This is a genomic window from Microbacterium sp. SSM24 (assembly GCF_025989145.1).
Taxonomy (GTDB): Bacteria; Actinomycetota; Actinomycetes; order Actinomycetales; family Microbacteriaceae; genus Microbacterium.
In genome coordinates this window covers 808,266-831,914 of the sequence record NZ_JAPDNQ010000001.1, presented here as the reverse complement: position 1 = coordinate 831,914, position 23,649 = coordinate 808,266, and the positions used below count along the sequence as shown (strand labels likewise).

Annotated in this window: 23 protein-coding genes; 16 read left to right on the top strand and 7 right to left on the bottom strand. The window is 71.3% G+C overall.

Annotated elements, in window-relative coordinates:
* Positions 1-19 precede the first annotated feature (19 nt).
* A complete protein-coding gene (locus OL358_RS03850; RefSeq protein ID WP_264708606.1) occupies positions 20-826 on the top strand; it encodes a sugar phosphate isomerase/epimerase family protein in 807 nt (268 codons plus the stop codon).
* A complete protein-coding gene (locus tag OL358_RS03845; protein WP_264708605.1) occupies positions 826-1,956 on the top strand; it encodes a Gfo/Idh/MocA family protein in 1,131 nt (376 codons plus the stop codon). Before OL358_RS03850 ends, OL358_RS03845 begins: the two co-directional genes overlap by 1 nt.
* Positions 1,957-2,086: 130 nt before the next feature.
* On the opposite strand, the gene OL358_RS03840 is transcribed toward OL358_RS03845, so the two are convergent.
* The 4 genes from OL358_RS03840 to OL358_RS03825 all read right to left on the bottom strand — a co-directional run bounded on the left by OL358_RS03840 (position 2,087) and on the right by OL358_RS03825 (position 5,892).
* Positions 2,087-2,734 carry an NADPH-dependent F420 reductase gene (locus tag OL358_RS03840; RefSeq protein ID WP_264708604.1) on the bottom strand — a complete coding sequence of 216 codons (648 nt, stop codon included), beginning with the start codon at positions 2,732-2,734 and terminating at the stop codon, positions 2,087-2,089.
* 46 nt (positions 2,735-2,780) lie between these two features.
* Positions 2,781-4,184, bottom strand: a complete 1,404-nt coding sequence (locus OL358_RS03835; RefSeq protein ID WP_264708603.1) for an aspartate aminotransferase family protein — start codon at positions 4,182-4,184, stop codon at positions 2,781-2,783.
* A 206-nt stretch (positions 4,185-4,390) separates the two neighbouring features.
* Positions 4,391-4,516 carry a hypothetical protein gene (locus tag OL358_RS03830; protein ID WP_264708602.1) on the bottom strand — a complete coding sequence of 42 codons (126 nt, stop codon included), beginning with the start codon at positions 4,514-4,516 and terminating at the stop codon, positions 4,391-4,393.
* Between the two features lie 209 nt (positions 4,517-4,725).
* The gene (locus tag OL358_RS03825; protein WP_264708601.1) at positions 4,726-5,892 is read right to left on the bottom strand and encodes an ROK family transcriptional regulator; all 1,167 of its coding nucleotides are present in this window, start codon (positions 5,890-5,892) and stop codon (positions 4,726-4,728) included.
* Between the two features lie 132 nt (positions 5,893-6,024).
* On the opposite strand from OL358_RS03825, the gene OL358_RS03820 reads away from it, so the two are divergent.
* From OL358_RS03820 to OL358_RS03805, 4 genes are read left to right on the top strand one after another with little or no spacing between them, the layout of a single operon-like run.
* The gene (locus OL358_RS03820; protein ID WP_264708600.1) at positions 6,025-7,326 is read left to right on the top strand and encodes an ABC transporter substrate-binding protein; all 1,302 of its coding nucleotides are present in this window, start codon (positions 6,025-6,027) and stop codon (positions 7,324-7,326) included.
* A 2-nt stretch (positions 7,327-7,328) separates the two neighbouring features.
* Positions 7,329-8,324, top strand: a complete 996-nt coding sequence (locus OL358_RS03815; RefSeq protein ID WP_264708599.1) for a carbohydrate ABC transporter permease — start codon at positions 7,329-7,331, stop codon at positions 8,322-8,324.
* 2 nt (positions 8,325-8,326) lie between these two features.
* A complete protein-coding gene (locus tag OL358_RS03810; RefSeq protein ID WP_264708598.1) occupies positions 8,327-9,217 on the top strand; it encodes a carbohydrate ABC transporter permease in 891 nt (296 codons plus the stop codon).
* Complete coding sequence (locus OL358_RS03805) at positions 9,214-11,577, top strand: beta-glucosidase family protein (RefSeq protein ID WP_264708597.1); 2,364 nt, start codon at positions 9,214-9,216, stop codon at positions 11,575-11,577. Before OL358_RS03810 ends, OL358_RS03805 begins: the two co-directional genes overlap by 4 nt.
* A gap of 108 nt (positions 11,578-11,685) precedes the next feature.
* On the opposite strand, the gene OL358_RS03800 is transcribed toward OL358_RS03805, so the two are convergent.
* Entirely contained in the window at positions 11,686-12,693 is a 1,008-nt protein-coding gene (locus tag OL358_RS03800; protein WP_264708596.1) for a LacI family DNA-binding transcriptional regulator, read from the bottom strand.
* Between the two features lie 146 nt (positions 12,694-12,839).
* On the opposite strand from OL358_RS03800, the gene xylA reads away from it, so the two are divergent.
* The 4 genes from xylA (at position 12,840) to OL358_RS03780 (ending at position 17,219) form a co-directional block, all read left to right on the top strand.
* A complete protein-coding gene (gene xylA / locus OL358_RS03795) occupies positions 12,840-14,027 on the top strand; it encodes a xylose isomerase (RefSeq protein WP_264708595.1) in 1,188 nt (395 codons plus the stop codon).
* 92 nt (positions 14,028-14,119) lie between these two features.
* Positions 14,120-15,424 (top strand): xylulokinase, encoded by a 1,305-nt coding sequence (locus tag OL358_RS03790; protein WP_264708594.1) that lies wholly within the window; start codon positions 14,120-14,122, stop codon positions 15,422-15,424.
* A gap of 175 nt (positions 15,425-15,599) precedes the next feature.
* Positions 15,600-16,433: a transposase gene (locus OL358_RS03785; RefSeq protein WP_264708592.1), complete on the top strand. Its 834-nt coding sequence runs from the start codon at positions 15,600-15,602 to the stop codon at positions 16,431-16,433.
* A 48-nt stretch (positions 16,434-16,481) separates the two neighbouring features.
* Entirely contained in the window at positions 16,482-17,219 is a 738-nt protein-coding gene (locus OL358_RS03780) for a GTP pyrophosphokinase family protein (RefSeq protein WP_413631335.1), read from the top strand.
* Between the two features lie 3 nt (positions 17,220-17,222).
* Here OL358_RS03780 and OL358_RS03775 read toward each other — a convergent pair whose 3' ends face one another.
* Positions 17,223-17,822, bottom strand: coding sequence for a TetR/AcrR family transcriptional regulator (locus OL358_RS03775; protein WP_264708591.1), 600 nt, complete (start codon positions 17,820-17,822; stop codon positions 17,223-17,225).
* A 68-nt stretch (positions 17,823-17,890) separates the two neighbouring features.
* On the opposite strand from OL358_RS03775, the gene OL358_RS03770 reads away from it, so the two are divergent.
* The 4 genes from OL358_RS03770 to OL358_RS03755 all read left to right on the top strand — a co-directional run bounded on the left by OL358_RS03770 (position 17,891) and on the right by OL358_RS03755 (position 21,701).
* A complete protein-coding gene (locus OL358_RS03770; protein WP_264708590.1) occupies positions 17,891-19,036 on the top strand; it encodes a hypothetical protein in 1,146 nt (381 codons plus the stop codon).
* A gap of 107 nt (positions 19,037-19,143) precedes the next feature.
* Entirely contained in the window at positions 19,144-20,346 is a 1,203-nt protein-coding gene (locus tag OL358_RS03765; RefSeq protein WP_264708589.1) for a cation:proton antiporter, read from the top strand.
* Positions 20,343-20,828 (top strand): glutaminase, encoded by a 486-nt coding sequence (locus OL358_RS03760; protein WP_264708588.1) that lies wholly within the window; start codon positions 20,343-20,345, stop codon positions 20,826-20,828. Before OL358_RS03765 ends, OL358_RS03760 begins: the two co-directional genes overlap by 4 nt.
* 72 nt (positions 20,829-20,900) lie before the next feature.
* A complete protein-coding gene (locus tag OL358_RS03755; RefSeq protein WP_264708587.1) occupies positions 20,901-21,701 on the top strand; it encodes a tryptophan-rich sensory protein in 801 nt (266 codons plus the stop codon).
* On the opposite strand, the gene OL358_RS03750 is transcribed toward OL358_RS03755, so the two are convergent.
* Entirely contained in the window at positions 21,702-22,448 is a 747-nt protein-coding gene (locus OL358_RS03750; protein ID WP_264708586.1) for a glutamine amidotransferase-related protein, read from the bottom strand.
* A 113-nt stretch (positions 22,449-22,561) separates the two neighbouring features.
* Here OL358_RS03750 and OL358_RS03745 point away from each other — a divergent pair, with 113 nt between their 5' ends.
* Positions 22,562-23,179: an RNA polymerase sigma factor gene (locus OL358_RS03745; RefSeq protein WP_264708585.1), complete on the top strand. Its 618-nt coding sequence runs from the start codon at positions 22,562-22,564 to the stop codon at positions 23,177-23,179.
* On the top strand, positions 23,169-23,636 hold the full coding sequence (locus tag OL358_RS03740) for a hypothetical protein (protein WP_264708584.1): 468 nt from the start codon (positions 23,169-23,171) through the stop codon (positions 23,634-23,636). The genes OL358_RS03745 and OL358_RS03740 overlap by 11 nt, the downstream gene beginning before the upstream one ends.
* Positions 23,637-23,649 lie beyond the last annotated feature (13 nt).

The window sequence follows — 23,649 nt, the reverse complement described above, 5'->3', positions numbered from 1 at the left end:
ACCGCCGAGGAGAGGTTCCATGCCGGCACTCACATCCGTCCAGCTGTTCACGGTCAAGGACGCCCTCGAGGCGGATCTCGACGGCACCCTCGCCGAGGTCGCCCGCCGCGGCTTCACCGCCGTCGAGCCGTACGACTTCGTGCGCCGCGCCGAGCCCCTCGCCGCGGCCCTCGCCGCGAACGGCCTGGTCGCACCGACGGGCCACGCGTTCCTCGCCTCGGAGTCGTTCGTCAACCCCGACGGCAGCGGGACCAAGATCCCCGTGCCGAGCCCCGACGAGGTCTTCGACGCCGCCGAGACCCTCGGCATGGGAACGGTCATCGACCCCTACACCGAGCCCGCCCGCTGGGAGTCGCGCGCGCAGATCGAGGAGACCGCGCGCCTGCTCAACGCCGCGGCCGAGATCGCGGCGGGCCGCGGGCTCCGCGTCGGCTACCACAATCACGCCCACGAGCTCGAGGCGCACATCGACGGGCAGACCGGCCTCGAGCTGCTCGCCGAGCTCCTCGACCCGCGCGTCGTGCTCGAGGTCGACCTCTACTGGGCGGCCCGCGCCGGCGTGGACCCGGCCGAGCTGCTCACGCGGCTCGGCGACCGCGTGGTCGCGGTGCACGTGAAGGACGGGACGCTCGACCCCGAAGCCGTGGAGGCGTATCCGCCGGCCGACCAGGTGCCCGCCGGAACGGGCGCCGTCCCCCTCGCGCAGGCGCTGGACGCGGCATCCGCTCTCGAGTTCGCCATCGTGGAGTTCGACGCCTACTCGGGCGACCTCTTCGACGGCATCGAGCAGAGCCGCGTCTTCCTCGACGAGCGGGCGGCCCGCTGATGGCGGCGCCCGTCGGCGTCGGGATCATCGGCGCGGGAAACATCAGCGACCAGTACCTCAAGAGCCTCACGAGCTTCCCGGACGTGACGGTGATCGCCATCGGCGACCTCCTCGTGGACCGTGCGCGCGAGCAGGCGGCGAAGTACGGCGTGCCCAAGGCGGGCGGCGTCGACGTCGTGCTCGGCGACCCCGAAATCGAGATCGTGGTCAACCTGACGATCCCGGCGGTGCACGTCGAGGTGTCCGAGGCGATCATCGCCGCGGGCAAGCACGTGTGGACCGAGAAGCCGATCGGCGTGGACCGCGCGTCGTCGCTCGGGCTGCTGGAGAAGGCGGATGCCGCATCCCTCCGAGTGGGCGTCGCGCCGGACACGGTCCTCGGCCCGGGCGTGCAGACAGCCAAGCGTGCGATCGCCCGCGGCGACATCGGGCGACCGCTGTTCGCTCAGACGTCGTTCCAGTGGCAGGGGCCGGAGATCTTCCATCCGAACCCGGCGTTCCTGTACGCCGTGGGCGGCGGCCCCCTTCTCGACATGGGCCCGTACTACGTCTCGGCGCTGGTGCACGTGTTCGGACCGGTCGCCGCCGTCGCCGCGCTCGGCCTGAAGGGCAGCGAGTCCCGCGCGGTGCAGGTCGGACCCCTTGCGGGGGACGAGTTCCCCGTCGAGGTGCCCTCGACCGTCTCGCTGCTCATGGCGTTCGAGCAGGGCGGGCAGGCGCAGAGCCTGTACAGCACCGACTCGCCGCTGCTGCGGCACGGCGTCGTCGAGATCACGGGCACGGAGGGAACGCTCGTGATCCCCGATCCCAACACGTTCGGCGGCGCCATCACGATCACGCGCCCGCTCAGCGAGGCGGTCGTGCCGCCTGCGCCGATCGTGCAGCAGGTGGACGAGGTGGCGCAGGAGGGGGTGCTCGCCGGGCGCGGACTCGGCCTGCTCGACATGGCCCGCTCGATCCGGGCCGGTCGCCCGCACGTCGCGACCGGCCGGTTCGGGTACCACGTGCTCGACACGCTCCTCTCGATCGAGGAGTCCGTCGAGGCGCGCGCGTTCGTCGAGGTGGAGAGCACGGTCGACGAGGTCGGCTCCCTGCCCGCCGAGTTCGACCCCTTCGCCGCGACGCTCTAGCCGCCCGCGGGCGCATAACTCCTGAAGATCCTCGACGTCCCGCGGCGGCGTGCGCGAGATTACGGGACCGCGCGCGGCGCCCGGCGCGAGAGTGCAGGAGTTATGCGCCCGCAGGCGTGGAAGAACCGCGTCAGCGGGTCGCGCGGGCGAGGTTCTCCTCGAGCTCGGACTTCGTCTGACGGGTGACGTAGGCGGGCTGGTCGCGCTCGACGCGCCAGCTCTCGCCGACCGAGCCGATGTAGACGACGTCGAATCCGAACTCGTCGTACAGCGCGGCGACGAAGGCCGCGGCATCCGGGTGGTCGCTCGCGGTGGCCAGAGCGCGGCGGTCGGGGGTGCCCGCCGTGGAGCCCGTCGTGAGGATGTCGCTCGACGTGATGTGGTTGAAGGCCTTGGCGACCTTCGCGCCGGGCAGGTGGTCCTGCAGGAGACCCGTGGTCGTGGCCTGCTTGTCGTCGAGGACCGCGATCCGGCCGTCGCGCTCCCAGTAGTAGTTGTTGGTGTCGAGCACGATCTTCCCGGCGAGGGGCTCGACCGGGATGTCCTGGTACGCCTTGAGCGGCACCGTCACGATGACGACGTCGCCGGCTGCCGCGGCATCCGTCACCGTCGCCGCCGAGGCGTTCGCGCCCAGGTCGTCGACGAGGGCCGTGAGCGTCTCCGGTCCGCGCGAGTTGCTGATCACGACCGTGTAGCCGCGATCGACGAGGCCCCGTGCGAGGGTCGATCCGATGTGTCCTGCTCCGATGATTCCGACTGTGGTCATGCCGGGGCACAACGCCGCGACGCCCGGCGGGCATTCCCACCGGGCGTCACGGGATGACTCAGAGCCGGGTCCACGCCTCGGTCAGGACCGAGCGCAGGATCTGCTCGATCTCGGTGAACTCGCTCGGGCCGATGGTCAGCGGCGGCGCGAGCTGGATGACGGGGTCGCCGCGGTCGTCGGCACGGCAGTACAGTCCGGCGTCGAAGAGCGCCTTCGACAGGAACCCGCGCAGCAGGCGCTCGGACTCGTCGTCGTCGAACGTCTCCTTCGTGGTCTTGTCCTTCACGAGCTCGATGCCGAAGAAGTAACCGTCGCCGCGCACATCGCCGACGATGGGCAGATCCTTCAGCTGCTCGAGCGTCGAGCGGAACACCGGCGAGTTCTCGCGCACCCGCTCGAGGAGGCCCTCCTCCTCGAAGATGTCGAGGTTCTCGAGGGCGACCGCGCTCGAGACCGGGTGCCCGCCGAACGTGTAGCCGTGGTAGAACGCGCGGTCGCCGTGGGCGAACGGCTCGTAGATGCGGTCGCTGATGACGGTGCCGCCCAGGGGCGAGTAGCCGCTGGTGACTGCCTTGGCGAACGTGATCATGTCGGGCTGGTACCCGTAGGCGTCGCACGCGAACATGTGGCCGATGCGCCCGAACGCGCAGATGACCTCGTCCGAGACGAGCAGCACGTCGTACTTGTCGCAGATCTCGCGCACGCGCTGGAAGTAGCCGGGGGGCGGGGGGAAGCATCCGCCCGAGTTCTGCACCGGCTCGAGGAACACCGCGGCCACCGTGTCGGGGCCTTCGAACTGGATCATCTCCTCGATGCGGTCCGCCGCCCAGACGCCGAACTCCTCGAGGCTGCCCGTGGGCGCGCCCATGTCCTCGGCGCGGTAGAAGTTCGTGTTCGGCACGCGGAAGCCGCCGGGCGTCAGGGGCTCGAACATCGACTTCATCGCCGGGATGCCGGTGATCGCGAGGGCTCCGGACGGCGTGCCGTGGTAAGCCACCGACCGCGAGATGACCTTGTGCTTGGTGGGCTGGCCCTTGAGCTTCCAGTAGTACTTGGCGAGCTTGAACGCGGTCTCGACGGCTTCGCCGCCGCCGGTCGAGAAGAACACCTTGTTGAGGTCGCCGGGGGCGTACGAGGCGATGCGGTCGGCGAGCTCGATCGCGGCCGGATGCGCGTACGACCAGATCGGGAAGAACGCGAGCTGCTCGGCCTGCTTGGCGGCGACGTCGGCGAGGCGCTTGCGGCCGTGCCCGGCCGCGACCACGAACAGACCCGCGAGGCCGTCGATGTACTTCTTGCCCTTCGAGTCCCAGATGTGGTGACCCTCGCCCTTGACGATGATGGGGACGCCGGGGCCGTCGGTCATCACCGACTGGCGAGCGAAGTGCATCCACAGATGGTCCTTGGCCATCTGCTGCAGTTCCGCCTCGGTGCGGGCTTGGCGTTCGGTCGTGGTCGACATGGTGGGCCTTCCGTCGGGCTTTTCCCCGACGATACCCGCGTGCCCGCACCGCGGCCATGACGGTTCGTCCGGTTCGTGTGCCGGATGCGGCGGACCGTCCGCCCGGAGGGGTCACGTCCGTTTGTGCGGGCGTATGGCCGCCTCACGGGCCGGCGGCGCGGCATTTCGCCCGCACAAACGGACCCGGCGGGGGCCGACGGGCGGCTTCAGGCGGCGGTGGGCACCGTCGGCTCGGGTGGCGACGGGAACGTCGGCTCGACGGGGTGGGGCGCGAGCGGCTCGTCAGGGTGCGGTGCCAGCGGCTCGGACGGGAAGGGGTTCGGATCGCTCATGATGAAGGACCTCCAGCCCTCAGCATGCGCGGGGGCGCGGCATCCGTCCCCCCGGTTGACCGTGCGCGGAGACGGGTGTACCGCTCAGGCGCCGGTTCCGTTTGTGCGGGCGTGTGGCCGCCTCACGGGCCGGCGGCGCGGCATTTCGCCCGCACAAACGGACCCGACGGGCCGCAGCATACGCGGGTGCGCGGAGACGGGTGTACCGCTCAGGCGGCGCCGGTCGGGTCGGCGAGCAGGGGCTCGAACGCGGCCTCGACCGCCCCGATGAGCAGGCGATCCTCGGCGAGGGAGGCGACGCGGATGCCGAGCCCCTCCATGTTCGCGGGCATCGCCTGGGCGCCGACCGCGGCGATGAGCCCGTCGAGGTCGGGGGCGGCGATGGTGGCCAGAAAACCTCCCAGCACGACGACGGAGGGGTTGAGCACGTTGACCGCGTTGGCGAGGGCGGTGGACAGGATGCCGCGCTGCCGGGCGACCTCGGCGGCGACGGCGGGATCCGCCGAGGCCGCGAGCGCCTCGGCGAGCGTGGGCTCGTCGGCGGCCGTGAGCCCGACGGCGTCGAGGAGCAGCGTGCGGCTGACTTCATCCTCGAGCACGCCGCCGCGGGCGCGGCGGTCGGTCTCGGCGGCGATGCCCGGGCGGTTCTGCCCGAACTCGCCGGCGTAGCCGCCGGCGCCGGCCACCGGCATCCCGTGCACGATCAGCCCGCCGCCGATGCCGCTCGCGCCGCCGTTGAGGTAGACGACGTGGTCGATGCCCCGCGCCGCCCCGTAGAGGTGCTCGGCGAGGGCGCCGAGGGTCGCGTCGTTGCCGACGACCGTCGGCAGGCCCGTCGCTGCGCTGACGAGGTCGCGCACGGGGGAGTCGGTCCAGAGAAGGTGTGGAGCGTTGCGCACGAGCCCGTCCGCGGTGCGGACGAGTCCGGGCACGGCGAGCCCGACCGAGACGATGTGCGCGTCGCCGAGCGGCCCGGCGCGCCACTCGGCGATCTTCTGCGCCACGAGTGCGGCGGTCTCCTCGGGCGTGAGCACGTGATCGAGGTCGATCCGCTCGCGTCGCACGATCTCGCGGTCGAGACCGACCGCCGCGATCGTGAGGGCGTCGACCTCGGGGTGCGCGGCGACCGCGACGACGCGGGACGCGATCGCCACGACCGGGGAGGGGCGGCCGACACGGCGAGACGGGTCGGGTGCGCGCTCCTCGACCAGCCCGGCGCGCACGAGCTCGGCCACGAGGTCGGCGATCGTCGAGCGATTGAGGCCCGTCGTTTCGGTCAGCGTCGCGCGGGACAGGGGTCCCTCGAGGTGGACGAGCCGCAGCAGCCTCGCGAGGTTGCGCTGGCGGACGCCTTCGGCGGGGGACGGATCGGTCACGTCCCTCACTGTACGGGCGAGCGCGCACCCGCCCGGTATTTGTTGCTCTTGACTCCAAATCCCCGTGGACGTACTCTGGCACCGTCCACATCACTTTCGACGCAGACGTCGAAACTTTCGAGAGGTTCGAAGATGAACACACGCAGCAGGATGCGGCTCGCGGCAGGTCTCGCCGCGGCCGGTCTCGCCATCGGCGCCCTCAGCGGCTGCGCCGGTTCCGGCGACGGCGGCGACGGCGGGGAAGACGGCGAAGACGTCACGATCACGTGGTGGCACAACGCCACCTCCGGCCCGATGCCCGCCGTGTGGGAGGAGGTGGCAGCCGAGTTCGAGGCTGCGAATCCCGGCGTGACCGTCGAGCAGACCGGCTACCAGAACGAGGAGCTGCAGCGCACGCTCATCCCCAACGCCCTCGCCGCCGGAGACCCGCCCGACCTCTTCCAGGTGTGGCCGGGAGGCGAGCTGCGCGACCAGGTCGAGAACGGCTACCTCATGCCGCTCGACGACGTGATCGGCGACACCGTGGCGTCGGTCGGCGCGACGGTCAACCCGTGGCAGGTCGGCGGTGAGACCTACGGCATCCCGTTCACGTTCGGCATCGAGGGCTTCTGGTACAACACCGAGCTGTTCGAGCAGGCCGGCGTCGAGGTCCCCACGACCCTCGACGAGCTGATCGACGTGGTCGGGGACCTGCGCGAGGCCGGCATCACCCCCATCGCCGTGGGCGCCGGCGACAAGTGGCCAGCCGCGCACTGGTGGTACCAGTTCGCGCTGCACACGTGCTCGCCCGAGACGCTGCAGGCCGCCGAGACGGAGTTCGACTTCTCGGACGAGTGCTTCGTCGAGGCCGGCGAGCAGCTCGAGGACTTCCTCGGCATCGACCCGTTCCAGGAGGGCTTCCTCGGAACGCCCGCCCAGACCGGGGCCGGCAGCTCGGCCGGTCTGGTCGCGAACGGCCAGGCCGCCATGGAGCTCATGGGCCACTGGAACGCCGGGGTCATCGGCGGACTCACGCCCGACCAGGAGATCCCCGCCTTCCTCGGCTGGTTCCCGTTCCCCGGCATCGAGGGCTCCGCGGGCGACCCGACCGCTGCTCTCGGCGGCGGCGACGGATTCGGATGCTCCGCTGAGGCACCGCCGGAGTGCGCCGAACTGCTCGCCTACATCATGAGCCCCGAGGTGCAGGCGAAGTTCGCCGCGAGCGGCGCGGGCATTCCGACCGTGGCCGAGGCCCAGGCATCCCTCGAGGACCCCAACCTCAAGATGGTCGCCGAAGGTCTCGCCGCCTCGTCGTTCGTCCAGCTGTGGCTGGACACGGCCTACGGCACGACGGTCGGCAACGCGATGAACGAGGGAATCGTCAACCTCTTCGGCGGAGCCGGAACCCCCGAGGACGTCGTCACCAAGATGGAAGACGCTGCGGCGACGCTCTGACGATGACGGCTCTTCTCACCCCCGGGCCCGCGGTCTCCGCGGGCCCGGGTCCCTCACCCTCCCGGCGCCGGACCCCTCGGCGCGAAGGCCGCAAGCGCCTCGAGATCCTGATCCTCGTCGCCCCGGCCCTCATCCTGTTCCTCGGCTTCGTGATCCTGCCCGTGATCCTCGCGGCGGTCTACAGCTTCTACAACCTGCCGCCGGCGTTCCAATGGGACGACCTCGCCGATCCGGAGCGGTTCGTCGGGTTCGACAACTACGTCCGCGCTCTGACGACCCCCGAATTCCTCAAGGCGATCGGGAACAACTTCTTCATCCTGATCATGTCGCTGCTCGTGCAGGGGCCGATCGCGATCGGGATCGCCCTGCTGCTCAACCGGCCTCTGCGCGGCCGCGCGACCCTCCGCCTGCTGATCTTCGTGCCCTACGTGCTCGCCGAAGTCATCGCCGGACTGTCCTGGAAGCTCCTCCTCCAGCCCAACGGCGCGGTCAACGCGATCCTGGAGGCCGTGGGTCTCGGAGCGCTCACCCGCAACTGGCTCGCCGATCCCGGCATCGCGCTGTGGACGATCTTCTTCATCCTCACGTGGAAGTACATCGGCTTCGCGATCCTGCTGTTCCTCGCGGGACTCCAGGGCGTGCCCGACGAGCTCTCCGAGGCGGCGCAGCTCGACGGCGCCTCGTGGTGGCAGATCCAGCGGCACATCACGATCCCGCTGCTCGCCCCGACCATCCGCATCTGGGCCTTCCTGTCGATCATCGGCTCGCTGCAGGTCTTCGACATGGTCTGGGTCACCGTCGCCCCCACGGTCCGCGGAATGGCGACCGAGACGATGGCGACCTACATGGTGCAGCAGGGGCAGTTCGCCGGTCAGCCCGGCTACGGCAGCGCCATCGCCGTGATCCTCTTCGTCATCTCGCTCGTCGTCGCCCTCGTCTACCAGCGCCTCGCCCTGCGCCGCGACCTGCGCGGAGCCCTCACGAGCGGAGTCCGCTGACCATGACCGCCACCACCACTCTCGTCACCGGGATGCCGCGCGCGGCCGAGCCCGCCGGCCGCCGCTTCGACTGGGGTCAGCCGTTCGTCTACCTGATCGCCCTCGTCATCGCCGCCGTCGCCGTCGGGCCGGTGCTCTACGTCTTCATCGGGGGCTTCCGCACCACGGCCGACCTCAACGCGCACCCGGCGGGGATGCCCGATCCATGGACGATGCAGAACTGGCTCACCGTGCTGTCGGCGCCGCGGTTCTGGGGCAACGTGTTCGCGAGCGGCGTCCTCGCCTTCGCCACGACGGCCGGCGTCGTCATCGCGGGGATCATGGCGGCGTTCGTCCTCGCCCGATACTCGTTCCGCGGGCGCGAGGGCCTCTACACGCTGTTCGCGGCGGGACTGATGTTCCCGCTGACGGTGGCCGCCCTGCCGCTCACGCTGCTGCTGCGCACGATGGGCCTTCACGGCACCTATCTCGGCGTGATCATCCCGGGGATCGCCTTCGCGCTGCCGACGACGATCATCATCCTCGTGCCCTTCCTGCGCGCGATCCCGGACGAGCTCGAGGAGGCCGCCGTCATCGACGGCGCAACGCGTCTCGGCTTCTTCTGGCGCATCCTGCTGCCGCTGTCGCGGCCCGGTCTCGTGACCGTCGGCATCCTGGCGTTCGTCGGCAGCTGGAACGGCTACCTGCTGCCCCTCCTCGTGATCAGCACCGGCACGCTCCCGCAGGAGCTCTGGCCGCTGCCGCTCGGCGTGACCCAGTTCTCGTCGCAGTACTCGCAGGACACCGGAGCCGTGCTCGCCTACACGTCGCTCGCGATGATCCCCGCGCTGATCTTCTTCCTCGCGATGCAGAAGCAGATCGTCGGCGGCCTCACCGGGGCGGTGAAGGGATGACGCTGAACGACGTCCAGGTCGATGCCGCGTGGCGCGACACCGCGCGCCCCCTCGCGGAGCGCGTCGATGCGCTCATCGGTGCGATGACCGTCGCCGAGAAGATCGCGCAGCTCTACGGGGTGTGGGTCGGGGCATCCGACGACGGCGAAGACGTCGCTCCGCACCAGCACGACCTGTCGGACGACATCGATCTCGAAGCGATCCTTCCCGCGGGCCTCGGCCAGCTCACGCGTCCGTTCGGCACGGCGCCGGTGGACCCCGCCGTGGGGGCGCTGTCGCTCATGCGCGCGCAGCAGCGCATCATGGCGGCGAACCGGTTCGGGATCCCCGCGGTCGCCCACGAGGAGTGCCTCGCGGGCTTCGCGACGTGGGGCGCGACGGCGTACCCCGTCCCCCTGAGCTGGGGCGCGACCTTCGACCCCGATCTCGTGCGCGAACTCGGTGCGAGAATCGGCGCCGACCTGCGCTCGGTCGGCGTGCACCAGGGCCTCGCGCCGGTGCTCGATGTCGTGCGCGACGCCCGCTGGGGGCGCGTCGAGGAGACGATCGGCGAGGATCCGTACCTCGTCGGCACGGTCGCGACCGCGTACATCCAGGGGATCGAGCGGGCCGGCGTGATCGCGACGCTCAAGCATTTCGTCGGCTATTCGGCGTCGCGAGCGGGACGGAACCTGGCGCCCGTGTCGGTCGGACCCCGCGAGCTGGCGGACGTGCTGCTCCCGCCCTTCGAGATGGCGCTGCGCGAGAGCGGCGTGCGCTCGGTGATGAACTCGTACACCGATCTCGACGGGGTGCCCACCGCCGCGGACGCCTCGCTGCTCACGGGACTTCTGCGCGACACCTGGGGCTTCGACGGCACCGTCGTCGCCGACTACTTCTCGATCGCCTTCCTGTCGCAGCTGCACGGGCACAGCGAGGGGTGGACGGATGCCGCCGCCGCCGCCCTCGCGGCGGGCATCGACGTCGAGCTCCCGACCGTGAAGACCTTCGGGCCCGACCTCGTCGCGGCGGTCGAGGACGGCCGCGTCGACCCGGCCCTGGTCGATCGGGCCCTCCGGCGGGTCCTGCTCCAGAAGGCGGCGCTCGGAATGCTCGACCCGTCGTGGACGCCGGTCCCGGAGGCCCTCGCCGCGGTCCCGGATGCCGCCGCCGACGACGTCCGCGGGCTCGTCGATCTCGATCCTCCGGCCAACCGCGCGCTGGCCCGGCGCATCGCGGAGGAGGCCGTCGTCCTCGTGAAGAACGACGGGCTGCTCCCGATCGCGCACGCCGCGCGGATCGCGGTGATCGGCCCGACCGCGGTCGATCCCTTCGCCGTGCTGGGCTGCTACTCGTTCCCCGCCCACGTCGGGGTGCGGCATCCGGAACTCCCCGTCGGGATCGACCTTCCGACGCTGCGGGAGGCCGTCGCCGCGGAGTTCCCGCACGCCGAGATCGTCTGGGCGGCGGGCACCTCGATCGACGGCGGCGAGACCGACGGCTTCGCGGCTGCGCGGGACGCGGCATCCGAAGCCGACCTCGTCGTCCTCGCGCTCGGCGATCGAGCCGGGCTCTTCGGGCGGGGCACGAGCGGCGAAGGCTGCGACGTCGCCGACCTCACGCTCCCGGGTGCGCAGCAGCGGCTGCTGGACGAGATCCTCGCCACCGGGGTGCCGACCGTCGTGACGCTGCTCGCCGGGCGTCCGTACGCCCTCGGCGACGCGCCCGAGCGCGCCGCGGCGATCGTGCAGACGTTCTTCGCGGGCGAAGAGGGAACCGGCGCGATCGCGGGTGTGCTGAGCGGGCGGGTGAATCCCAGCGGGCGGCTCCCCGTCAGCATCCCGCGCGACCCCGGCGCGCAGCCGTCGACGTACCTCGCGGCGACGCTCGCGCGCCGCACCGAGGTGTCGAGCATCGATCCCTCCCCGGCGTTCCCGTTCGGCCACGGTCTCGGCTACGCGCCGGCAGTGTGGTCGGATGCCGCATCCTCGGCGTCGTCGATGGCGCCGGACGGATCGGTCGCGGTGTCGATCCACGTCGGCAACGCGGGCGATCGCGCCGGGGTCGAGGTGGTGCAGCTCTACCTGCACGACCCCGTCGCGTCGACCGTGCGGCCCGTGCAGCGCCTCATCGGCTACACGCGCGTGCCGCTGGCGGCGGGGGAGCGGGTCCGGGTGTCGTTCGAGGTTCCGGCCGACCTTGCGGCGTTCACCGGCCAGGACGGGCGACGGGTGGTCGAGCCGGGCGAGATCGTGCTCGGGTTCGGCCGGTCCAGCGGAGAGATCGTCGCGACCCGGTCGGTCCGGATCACCGGCGCCCCGCGATACGTCGACCACACCCGCGCCCTGCACGCGGCGGTCGAGGTGACGCCCGACCACTGACTCGAGTCGCCAAGACACGCCGGTGCGGGCGGAGCGTGTCTCACGAATGGTCGGTCCGGCGCCGCCTGACCCGCCATTCGTGTGACGCGGCACGGCCGCGACCGGGGCTCAGGGCGCGAAGGGCGCCGTGCTGCCGCGCACGACCAGGTGCGTCGCGAGATCCATCCGGAGGGTGTCGACCGTCGCGCCGTCGGCGAGGCGCAGCGCGAGTCGCGTCGCCTCCTCGCCCATGCGGCGCAGCGGCTGGTGCACGGTGGTCAGCTGCGGGCTCATCCACCGCGCGAGCGCGATGTCGTCGTAACCGACGACCGAGAGGTCGTCCGGCACGCTGAGTCCTGCGGCCGATCCCGCCGCGATCACGCCGAGCGCCTGCAGGTCGCTGCCCGCGAAGAACGCCGTCGGGGGGTCCGCCAGTTCCAGCAGCTCCCGCGCGTGGCGCTCGCCGCCGCCCGGATGGAAATCGCCGAACCGGATCAGCCCGGGGTCGATGGGGAGCCCGGCCGCGTTCATCGCGGAGCGGTAGCCGTCGACGCGGGCGAGCGAGCACATCATGTCCTCGGGGCCGGTGATCGCGGCGATGCGGCGATGGCCGAGCTCGATGAGGTGGCGTGTCGCCATGAGGCCGCCCGACCAGTTCGCCGATCCCACCGAGGGCACGTCGGGCGACGGGTCGCCCGCCGGGTCGACGATCACGAACGGGATGCCGCGTGACCGCAGCTTCTCGCGGTATCCGGCTTCGAGGTCGGAGAACACGAGGACGACGCCCACGGGACGGCGGCGGAGGACGCCGTCGATCCAGTCGGACGACGGCGCGTGCCGGTCGCCGCTCACCGTCAGCACGACGGAGAGGCCCGCCGCGTGCGCGACCTCCTCCACGCCCTCGATGACCTCCATGGACCAGCTCGCCTCGAGCTCGTGGAAGACCAGCTCGACGACCTCGCTGCGCTGGGCGGCGGTGCGGCGCCGATAGCCGTGGCGGTTGAGATGCTCCTCGAGCCGGGCGCGCGTGGCGGGGGCGACGTCGGTGCGACCGTTGAGCACCTTCGACATCGTCGCGAGGGAGACGCCGGCTTCGGCGGCGATCTCGGCCAGCGTGACGCGAGGAGTGTCCGACATGGGTCGATGCTAACGCTCGAAAGTATCGGACGCGCGACAGGATCTCTCGCCACCGGTCGACCGCACGACCGACGCTGGACGCGGCATCCGATCTCGTATAGGTTGTCTTCAACAACATTTTGTTCACCGTCGAACCCAGGAGCGTCATGCCCACCCCCACTCGCGACGACAAGTTCTCGTTCGGTCTCTGGACTGTCGGCTACAACGGCACCGACCCGTTCGGAGGCCCCACCCGCCACGCCCTCGACGTCGTCCACGTCGTGGAGAAGCTCGCCGAGCTCGGCGCCTACGGCCTCACGTTCCACGACGACGACCTGTTCGCCTTCGGATCGACCGAGGCCGAGCGTCAGAACCAGATCGACCGCCTCAAGGGCGCACTCGCCGACACCGGCCTGATCGTGCCGATGGTCACCACCAACCTCTTCTCGGCGCCCGTGTTCAAGGACGGCGGCTTCACCGCGAACGACCGCGACGTGCGCCGTTTCGCGCTGCGCAAGGTCTTCCGCCAGCTCGACCTCGGCGCCGAGCTCGGCGCGAAGACCTTCGTCATGTGGGGCGGGCGCGAGGGCGCCGAGTACGACTCGGCCAAGGACATCCGCCAGGCGCTCGAGCGCTACCGCGAGGCCGTGAACCTGCTCGGCGACTACGTCACCGACAAGGGCTACGACATCCGCTTCGCGATCGAGCCGAAGCCCAACGAGCCCCGCGGCGACATCCTGCTGCCGACGCTCGGCCACGCGATCGCCTTCATCGACTCGCTCGAGCGTCCTGAGCTCGTCGGCCTCAACCCGGAGGTCGGCCACGAGCAGATGGCCGGACTCAACTTCGCCGCCGGCATCGCGCAGGCGCTGTTCCACGGCAAGCTCTTCCACATCGACCTCAACGGCCAGCGCGGGATCAAGTACGACCAGGACCTCGTGTTCGGTCACGGCGACCTGCACAACGCGTTCGCGCTCGTCGACCTGCTCGAGAACGGCGGGCCCGGGGGCGTGCCGGCGTACGACGGACCGCGCCACTTCGACTACAAGCCCTCGCGCACCGAGGACGAGGTGGGCGTGTGGGAGTCGGCCGCCGCGAACATGCGCACCTACCTGCTGCTCAAGGAGCGTGCCGCGGCATTCCGCGCCGACCCCGAGGTGCAGGAGGCGCTCGCCGCCGCGAAGGTCGACGAGCTCTCCACCCCGACGCTGAACCCGGGCGAGTCGTACGACGACTTCCTCGCCGACCGCTCGGCCTACGAGGACTTCGACACCGACGTGTACCTCGGCGGCAAGGGCGGCGGCTTCGTGCGGCTGCAGCAGCTCGCGACCGAGCACCTGCTCGGCGCTCGCTGACCCGCATCGAGTCGCCAAGACACGTCGTTGCTCGCGCACGCGGCCGGCGTGTCTTGGCGACTCGGTCTGATCTATCGCGTGAAGGAGCGCACATGAGCCTCGTCATGGGAGTCGATTCGTCGACGCAGTCGTGCAAGGTCGTCGTGACGGATGCCGCCTCCGGCGCCGTCGCACGAGAGGGGCGGGCGTCGCACCCGGCCGGATCCTCGGTCGACCCCGAGGCGTGGTGGAGCGCCCTGCGGGCTGCCGTCGACGCGGCAGGCGGGCTCGCTGACGTCGAGGCGTGGGCCATCGGCGGACAGCAGCACGGCATGGTCGTGCTCGACGCCGAGGGCCGGGTCATCCGCGACGCCCTGCTGTGGAACGACACTCGCTCGGCCGGCGCCGCGGCCGACCTGATCGCCGAGTTCGGAGCAGACGCGCTGGCTCAGCGCACCGGCCTGGTGCCGGTCGCCTCCTTCACCATCACGAAACTGCGCTGGCTGCGGGATGCCGAGCCCGAGAACGCCGCGCGCGTCGCGGCCGTCGCTCTGCCGCACGACTGGCTCACGTGGCGCCTGCGCGGCTTCGGGCCGGCAGATCAGTCGCCGAGAGGTCCCGTGCTCGACGAGCTCGTGACGGACCGGTCGGATGCCTCGGGCACCGGATACTGGGACCCCGCGACCGGCGGCTACGACCGAGAGCTCCTCATCGCGGCGCTCGGTCGCGACGCCGTTCTCCCTCGCGTCCTCGGCCCGCACGAGTGGGTGCTCGACGGCGACGGCCGACGCGTCGGCGGCGGAGCCGGCGACAACGCCGGTGCGGCCCTCGGGCTCGGCGCCGGCTCCGGCGACGTCGTCGTCTCCATCGGCACGAGCGGCACGGTGTTCGCGGTGAGCGACGAGCGCACGATCGACCCGACCGGCACCGTCGCCGGGTTCGCCGACTGCACGGGACGGTTCCTGCCGCTCGTCGCGACGCTCAACGCCGCGCGCGTGCTCGACGCGGTCGCCGGCCTCCTCGGGGTCGACCACGCCGAGCTCTCACGGCTCGCGCTGACGGCCGAGCCCGGAGCGGACGGACTGGCGCTGGTGCCGTACTTCGAGGGCGAGCGCACGCCGAATCTTCCGGATGCGACGGCCGCGCTCACCGGCATGACGCTGGCCTCGACGACGCGCGAGAACCTCGCGCGCGCCGCGGTCGAGGGCATGCTCTCGGGCCTCGCCGCCGGGCTCGAGGCGCTTCGTGGACTGGAGGTTCCGCTCGAGAGGGCGCTGCTCATCGGCGGGGGCGCGCAGTCCGAGGCGGTGCGCGCGATCGCGCCGCTCGTCCTGGGTCTCGACGTCGAGGTGCCGGCCCCGGGCGAGTACGTCGCGCTCGGCGCCGCACGCCAGGCGGCGTCGGTGCTGGTGGGCTGAGGCCGGCCGGGCCGCGGCATCCGGATCGCGATCGCGGCGCATGACTCCTGCACTTCGCGAGGTCCCGGGCGCTCTCGCCGCGCGACTCCGGCCCACACGCCTCACCCGCGCACGGAAGTGCAGGAGTTATGCGACCGGGCAGCCGCAACCGCGACCGGTGGGACAGGATGGGCGTGTGACCGACCGCTCCGATCTCGACGCGATCGCGGCGGAGCTGTATGCGCTCCCGCCCGCCGAGTTCACCGCCGCGCGCAACCGCGAGGCGGGCATGGCCGACCGATCGATCGCCGCGCAGGTGAAGGCGCTGCGCAAGCCGACCGTGGCCGCGTGGGCTGTGAACCTGCTCGCCCGCGAGGGGCAGCTCGCCGACGCGCTCGAACTGTCGGCGGCGCTGCGCGAGGCGCAGGACGACCTCGATGCCGCCGAGCTCTCCCGCCTGGGCAGGCAGCGGCGCCAGCTCGTCGCGGCCCTCGCGACCCAGGCCGTCGACCTGGCGAAGGACGCGGGTGTGGCGGTCAGCGGTGCGGCTCGAGACGATGTCGAGAAGACGGTCAACGCCGCGGTGATGGATGCCGCGGCCGCCGCCGCCGTCATGACGGCGCGCCTCGTCACGGCGATCGAGGCCGGCACGTTCGAGCCGTCCGATCTCGCGGATGCCGTCGGCGGCTCGCTGCCGGGCGTCGCGGCCGCTCCCGCGCCCGACGACCTCGCGGAGCGCCGCGCGCGCAAGGCGGCCGAGAAGGCGGCGCGCGAGGCGGAACGGGCCGCGAACGAGGCCGAGCGCGAGCTCGCACGAATCGACGCGAAGCACCAGAAGCTCCAGGAGCGCGTCGATCACGTGTCCGAGCGCATCGACGATCTGCGCCGCGATCTCGAGCGGCTCGAGGGCGACCGCGCCACCGCCGAGTCCGCACTCGCCGCCATCGAGGACGAGCGGCGGAACGCGGCATCCCGAGCCCGCACAGCCGCGGCCGATGCGCAGCGGGCGCTCGATGCGCTGAAGGAATGAGGCCCCGTTCACAGCACTCTCGTAGGCACCATGCCTAGCGTGGAGCGCATGGCGAACACGGCGCCCTCGGCGCACGCAGCGAGTCCGGACGATATGGCGATCACGGTCTCGGCGGCCGAATTGCGGGAGCTGCGGGACGAGTTCGAGCGGTTCCTGATGGAGTACCGATTCGGCATGCAGGAGGTCGAGACGAAGCTCGGGATCCTGCGCGACGAGTTCCAGCTCGTTCACGACTACAACCCGATCGAGCACGTGTCGAGCCGCGTGAAGTCGCCGGACAGCCTCGTCGAGAAGGTGCAGCGCAAGGGGATCGAGCCGGACTTCGCGTCGATCCGCCAGAGCGTCACCGACATCGCCGGGGTGCGGGTCACGTGCAGTTTCGTCGCCGACGCCTACCGGCTGTTCGACCTGCTGACCGCGCAGGACGACATCGAAGTGCTGGCCGTGAAGGACTACATCGCCGAGCCGAAGCCGAACGGATACAAGAGCCTGCACGCGATCGTGTCGGTGCCGGTGTTCCTCTCGAGCGGGCGTGTGGACGTTCCCGTCGAGGTGCAGTTCCGCACGATCGCGATGGACTTCTGGGCCAGCCTCGAGCACAAGATCTACTACAAGTACGACACCAACGTCCCGGCCGAGCTGCTCGACAGTCTCAAGGATGCCGCCGACACGGCCGCTGAGCTCGACGACCGCATGGAGCGCCTGCACGGCGAGATCCGCGGCGGCTCGCACGTACGCCCGCCGCGGCTGCGTCCGGCAGGACCGCGTCGCGCGATCGAGGCCTGAGCCTCAGTCGCCGAGTGCGTCGACGACCGACTCGACGTACTCCGTGACGTCGCGCGGACCGAACACCGCCGTGTTGGCGATGTACCCCTGCGCGAGTGAGGCGATGGTGCGGGCCGTCTGCGCGGTGCGCTCAGCGACGGCGGAGTCGGATGCCTCGTCTCCGAGCCTCTCGCGAACCCAGGGGGTGACGGCGGCGGCGAGCGAGGCGCCCAGGCGGCCGGCCGTACTCGTCATCGCGGCGTGGATCTCGGGGTCGGCCATCGCCTCGCCCCAGAACTGGACGATGACGGGCGCGGGAAGTCCGTCCTCGGTCAGGATGCCGAGCATCGCGGCGAGGAGTTGCCGCGGGGGCTGAACGACACCGGCGCGCCCTGCGGCCTCGAGCGCGTCGATCCGCACGATGAGGTAGCGGCCGACGATGTACTTGGCCAGCTCGGCCTTGTTGGTGAAGTGCGAGTAGATCGCGCCCGTCGACAGCCCTGACTCCTCGACGATGTCGGCGATCGAGGTGTCGTGGACGCCCTTGCGCTCCAGGCATCGCAAAGCCGCTCGCGCGATCTCGTCGCGCCGGGCCTCGCGGTAGGCCTCCGTCACCTTGGGCATGGAAAGAGAATACCGGTTCTGTTATTCTGGCAAACAGAATAACCATTCTCTTTTCGAAAGGAGCTGCCATGAACAGCTCGATCGCGGGACGCCCGCCCCGCACCACGTGGAGCGTCGCGGCCCTGTTCGGTGTGATCGGCGCGCTCGTCGTCGCGGTTGTGGTGATGGCGTTCGTGTGGCCGGCGGCCACCTCGCAGCCGCAGAACCTGCCGGTCGGCATCGCAGGGCCGGCCGAGGCGGTGTCGATGGTGGAGGGCAAGCTCGCCGAGCAGGACCCCGCGCCTTTCGCCCTGCAGGCCGTCGACTCGCGCGACGAGGCCGTGGACCTCATCGAGACGCGGCAGATCTACGGTGCGATCCTCCTGGGCGATCAGCCCGAGGTGCTCGTCGCGACGGCCGCGAGTCCCGTCGCCGCCGCCGCGCTGCGCGGGGTGGCGACGCAGCTGCAGTCGCAGATCGACTCCGCCGCGAAGACGGCGCTGACCGACCAGCTGACCGCGATCGTCGGGGCTCTCCAGGCCGGCCAGATGCCGCAGCTTCCCGAGGGCGCCGCGGGCGCACCCCCGCAGATCCCCACCGTCACGATCACCGATGTCGTGCCGCTCGCCGAGGGCGACAGCACGGGCGCCGGGCTCGCGGCATCCGTCTTCCCCCTCGTGCTGGGCGGAATGATCGGGGGCATCCTGCTCACCCTGCTGGTGCAGGGTGTCGTGCGCCGTCTCGTCGGGCTCGTCGTCTTCGGCGCCGCAGCCGGCGCGCTCATCACGCTCGTGATGCAGACGTGGTTCGGGATGCTGACGGGCGACTGGCTGCTCAACGCGACCGTGATCGCGCTCGGGGTGAGCGCGACATCCGCTCTCATCGTCGGCCTCGCCGCTGTGATGGGTCCTCCCGGCATCGCGGTGGGCGCGGTCATCACGATGCTCATCGCCAACCCCATCGCCGCGGCCGCCCAGCCGCCGCAGTTCCTGCCGGAACCGTGGGGCGCGATCGGCCAGTTCTTCGTGCCGGGCGCGTCGGCGACGCTGCTGCGGTCGGTCATGTACTTCCCGGATGCCGCGACCGCCGTGCAGTGGACCGTGCTGGCGTGCTGGCTCGTCGGCGGTGTGATCCTGGCGCTGATCGGACACCACCGTGAGGCGGCCGAGCTCACCCCCCACCCCGAGCAGCTCGACGCCCCCGCCGAGCCCGTCGCCGAGCCCCACCCCGCCTGACCCCCTTGCCCCTTCCGTTTGTGCGGGCGAATGTGCGCCTGGCATCGCCCGCAGGCGCGCATTCGCCCGCACAAACGGAAGGACGGCCGGCTCGCTAGGGTGTGTGCGTGGACGACCTCGAGCCGACCCTGCTGCTGATCCCGATCCTCGGGGTGCTCGCGCCGCTGCTCGCTCGCGGGATCGGGCGCTGGGTGCGGGTGCCGATCGTGGTGTTCGAGCTCGTCCTCGGCATCCTTGTCGGACCGAGCGTCCTCGGCTGGGCCCAGCCCGACGCGTTCATCGACACGCTCTCGGAGTACGGCCTGGCGATGCTGTTCTTCGTCGCCGGTTCCGAGATCGAGTTCACCGTGTTCCGCGGCCGCACCGGCCGACGCTCCGTCGGCGGCTGGCTGATCAGCCTCACGCTCGGCATCGCCCTCGCGTGGCTCATCGCGCCGGGCGAGGAGGCCGTGATCATCGGCATCGCGCTGTGTTCGACCGCTCTCGGAACGATCCTGCCGATCCTGCGCGATGCGGGGGAGTCGAAGACGGCGTTCGGCCGCACGATGTTCGCGATCGGCGCGGTGGGGGAGTTCGGTCCGCTGATCGCGATCTCCCTGTTCCTCGGGAGCAAGTCGCCGGGGGTCGAGACGATCGTTCTCGTGCTGTTCTGCGTGGTGGCCGGTCTCGCCATCTGGCTCGCCTTCCGGATGCCGCGCGGCGCGATGCACCGGTTCGTGAACGCGACGCTGCACACGTCGGGCCAGTTCGCGATCCGCGTCGTGTTCGTGATCCTGGCGGGACTCATCGCGCTGAGCGTCGTGCTGGATCTCGACATCCTGCTGGGTGCGTTCACGGCCGGCATCGTGTGGCGGCTCATCATGCGCGACGCGGCCGAGGCCGATCGCGAGGCGGTCGAGAGCAAGGTCGAGGCCGTCGCGTTCGGGTTCCTCGTGCCGGTGTTCTTCATCTACACCGGCGTCACGTTCGACCTGGCGTCGCTCCTCGCGAACCCCGTGCTCTTCCTCCTGCTGCCGGTCGTGCTGGTCGTGCTCTTCCTCGTGCGCGGGGTGCCGTCGACCCTTGCGGCACCACCCGGCGCGACGCGCCGCGACCGCCTCTCGATCGCCTTCCTCGGGGCCACCGGCCTGCCGATCATCGTCGCGGTCACCGCGATCGGCGTCGATGAGGGCATCCTCTCGTCGGCTTCCGCGGCGCTGCTCGTCGGCGCCGGCATGCTGTCGGTGCTGCTGTTCCCGCTCATCGCCATGACGATCCGGGGTGAGCGCAGCAAGAGTCCCGCCGTCCCCGTCGAGGACGACGCGGCATGACCGTCGCCGACCTGCTCGGCACGGCGCGCGTCCGCTTGGCGGGTGCCCCGCGCGAAGGGCTCGGCGAGCTCGTCGAGCCTCGCCGCATCCTCGGCCTGGCCCGCGCGCCGCGCATCGTTCCCCGCGGCACCGCCTGGCACCTCGGCGTGCTGCTGCTCACCGACGACGGCGTGCTCGCGACGGGCGACATCGTGCGTGCCCGCACCGAGGCGCGTCGCGGCTACACGGCGGTGGCGCAGCGCGCGCGGGCCGAGCTCGCGGCGGCCGCCCGCCGCGGCGGATTCGACGAGGGCGCGACGGTGCACATCGGGTGGCGGATGCTGCAGCCTGACGCCGTCGACCGGGGTGAGGCATCCGGTCCACTCGCCCTCGTCGAAGGGGTGCCGAGCGTGCGCTGGAGCGCGGCCGGCGGCTACGTCGCTCTCGACCGGTACCTCGACGAGCGCATCGGCCTGCTGCTCGACCCTCCCGGCGGGGCCTGAGCGCGGGGTATACCCGCCCGCGCGGGGTGTCAACCGGGTGCACCCGGAGCCGACGGTTCCTAGCGTGGAGGAATGGCCGCCAAGGATCTCCTCCGCCAGATCGTCGTCATCAGCGCCTTCTGCTTCATGATCGTCGCCGCGATGGTAGGCACCGGCCTGTTCGGCGGCACGGCCGTGCAGGATCTGCAGAACGGGGCGCTCGACGCGGACGGGTCGTACCTCGCGCCGGCGCGCTCGGCGTTCTCGATCTGGTCGGTCATCTACGTCGGGCTCTTCGCCTACTCGGTGTGGCAGGCGTTCCCGCGCCAGCGCTCACGCACGCGGCAGCGCGCGCTGGGCTGGCTCATCGCCGGCACGATGGTGCTGAACGGGCTCTGGCTCGTCACGGCCCAATTCGCGACGCTGCCCCTCACGGTGCTGGCGATCGTCCTGCTCCTGGCGCTGCTGGGCGTCACGTTCCGCCGCGCGGTCGTGCAGCCGGGACGCGGCTGGATCGACGCGCTGCTGATCGACGGCGTGACGGGACTGCACCTGGGCTGGGTGACCCTTGCGACGGTCGCCAACACCACCGCGTGGCTGACGACCATCGTGCCGGCCGATGCCGACGAGTCGGCGACGCTGTGGGGCATCCTGGTGCTGATCGTGGTCGCGGTCATCGGCGTCGCGATCGCGTGGGCGAGCCACTGGCGCATCGCGCCGGGTCTCGCGATGGCCTGGGGACTGGTGTGGATCGGCGTCGGCCGCCTCGCGTTCGAGCCCGAGAGCACGGCGATCGGCGTGACCGCGATCATCGTCGCGGTCATCGTGATCGCGGTGCCGCTGGTCGGCACGGTGCTGCATCGGGCCGCCGACGTGCGCAACGCCGAGGTCTGATCAGGCCGTCGCGCCGAACCGGCGGGCGAAGGCGCGGAGCAGACGCACCGGCTCGGTGACGGATGCCGCCAGCACGCGTCCGGCGATCTCCTCGTAGGCGCTCGCCTCGAAGTAGCCGTCGTCGCGGTACACCGCCATGCGCTCCGTGAACGCCTTCGTCGTCGGCTCGGGGTGGAACTGCGTCGCGTACAGGCGGTCGCCGACCAGGTACGCCTGCACGGGGCACGCGTCGTTGACCGCGAGGAGCTTCGCGCCGGCAGGGACCGTCGCCGTGCCCTCCTTGTGCGCGGTCAGGGCGGTGAAACGGTGGGCGAGCCCTCCGAAGAGCGGGTCGGATGCCGCGGCCGGCGTGAGCTCCACGGAGACCGGGCCGGTGTCCTCCGGGTAGGCGCGGCTGACCTCGCCTCCGAGCATCCGCGTCACGACCCCGATGCCGTAGCAGGTGAACAGCGCCGCCGGGCCGTCGGCCTGCGCGGCCCGCGCTGCGATGCGCTCGAGGTCCGCCTCGAGGCGGCGCTGCACCTCGGTCTTCGTCGACTCGGGATCGGCGAGGTTGAACGGGCTGCCGCCGATCAGGAACCCGCTGTAGCGCTCGAAGACGTCATCCGGGAGCGGCTGGCGCACGAGATCGTGGTGGCCGAGGGTGTCGTCGTCGAGGTGCATCGCGGTGCGGAACGACTCGTACTCCGCGGCCGCGGCGCCGAGCTGCGGCCGCACGCACACGTAGAGCAGCGGAGCGGTCGTCATGCCGTGAATTCTAGGCGGCGGCATCCGATCGTGCGATCTTGCGAAAACCTCATGACGGCGTGTATCAGTCCCGCACTATCGCACTCCTGTCTGGTGTGGACACAATGGGCCCTATGACGCGTGCGCGCCCCGACGCCCGCGCCGACTCCGTCGAGCCGGCGCGGTGGGAGCGTGCCGCCGCACTTTTCGTGCGGTGGCGCGAAGGCGAGAGCCGCGCCATGGACGAGCTCGTGCGCCTCATGACGCCGCCCCTGTGGCACGTCGTGCGGGCGTACGGTCTCGATGCCGCGCTCGCTCAGGACGTCGTGCAGACGACGTGGCTGACGCTGGTGCGCCGTCATGAGACGATCCTCGACCCGCAGGCGGTCTCGGGCTGGCTGACGATGTGCGCGCGCCGTGAGGCGTGGCGCGTCGGCAAGCAGCACCGCAGAGCCGATGCGACCGAGGCCGAGTCTCTCGAACCCCATCTGCCCGTCCACGAATCCGCCGAGCAGACCGCCGCGACAGACGACGAATCCCGTCGCCTGTGGACATCGGTGGCGACGCTCAACGAACGATGCCAGCGCCTGCTGCGGATCGTCGCGTTCGAGGAACGACCCGACTATGCGCGCATCGCCCAGGATCTGGCGATGCCCATCGGGTCCATCGGGCCGACCCGCCAGCGCTGTCTCGCCAAGCTCCGCGCCGTACTCGAAGGCGACGGATGGTCAGGAGACGACGATGGAGACTGAGGACTTCGCCGCGGACGCGGCCCTCTTCGCACGCATGCGCCGGATGTGGGAGGACGTCGATCCGATGCCCGCCGATCTGGTCGACCAGATGGTCGCCGCCGTCGCCGTCGAGGATCTGTCGCGCGAGTACGCGCTGCTGACCCTCGTGGAGGAGGCGCTGGGTGCGGTGCGCAGCGAGACCGAGACATCCACGCTGCAGTTCAGCGACGGGACCACGAGCGTGCTGCTGCACCTGTCGGGCACCGAGGGCGGCGGACGCCGCGTCGACGGCTGGGTGGATGCCTCAGCCCTTGCGATCCGCCTGGTGCAGGATGACCGCGAGTGGACCGCCGAGCCCGGTGAGCACGGCCGCTTCGCCTTCGAAGAGGTCACGCCGGGGGTCGCGCGACTGCGCCTGGTCGTGAAGGATGCCACCGGGGAGCTGCGCGACTTCCAGACGCCGCAGTTCGAGGTGTGATGACGACGGATGC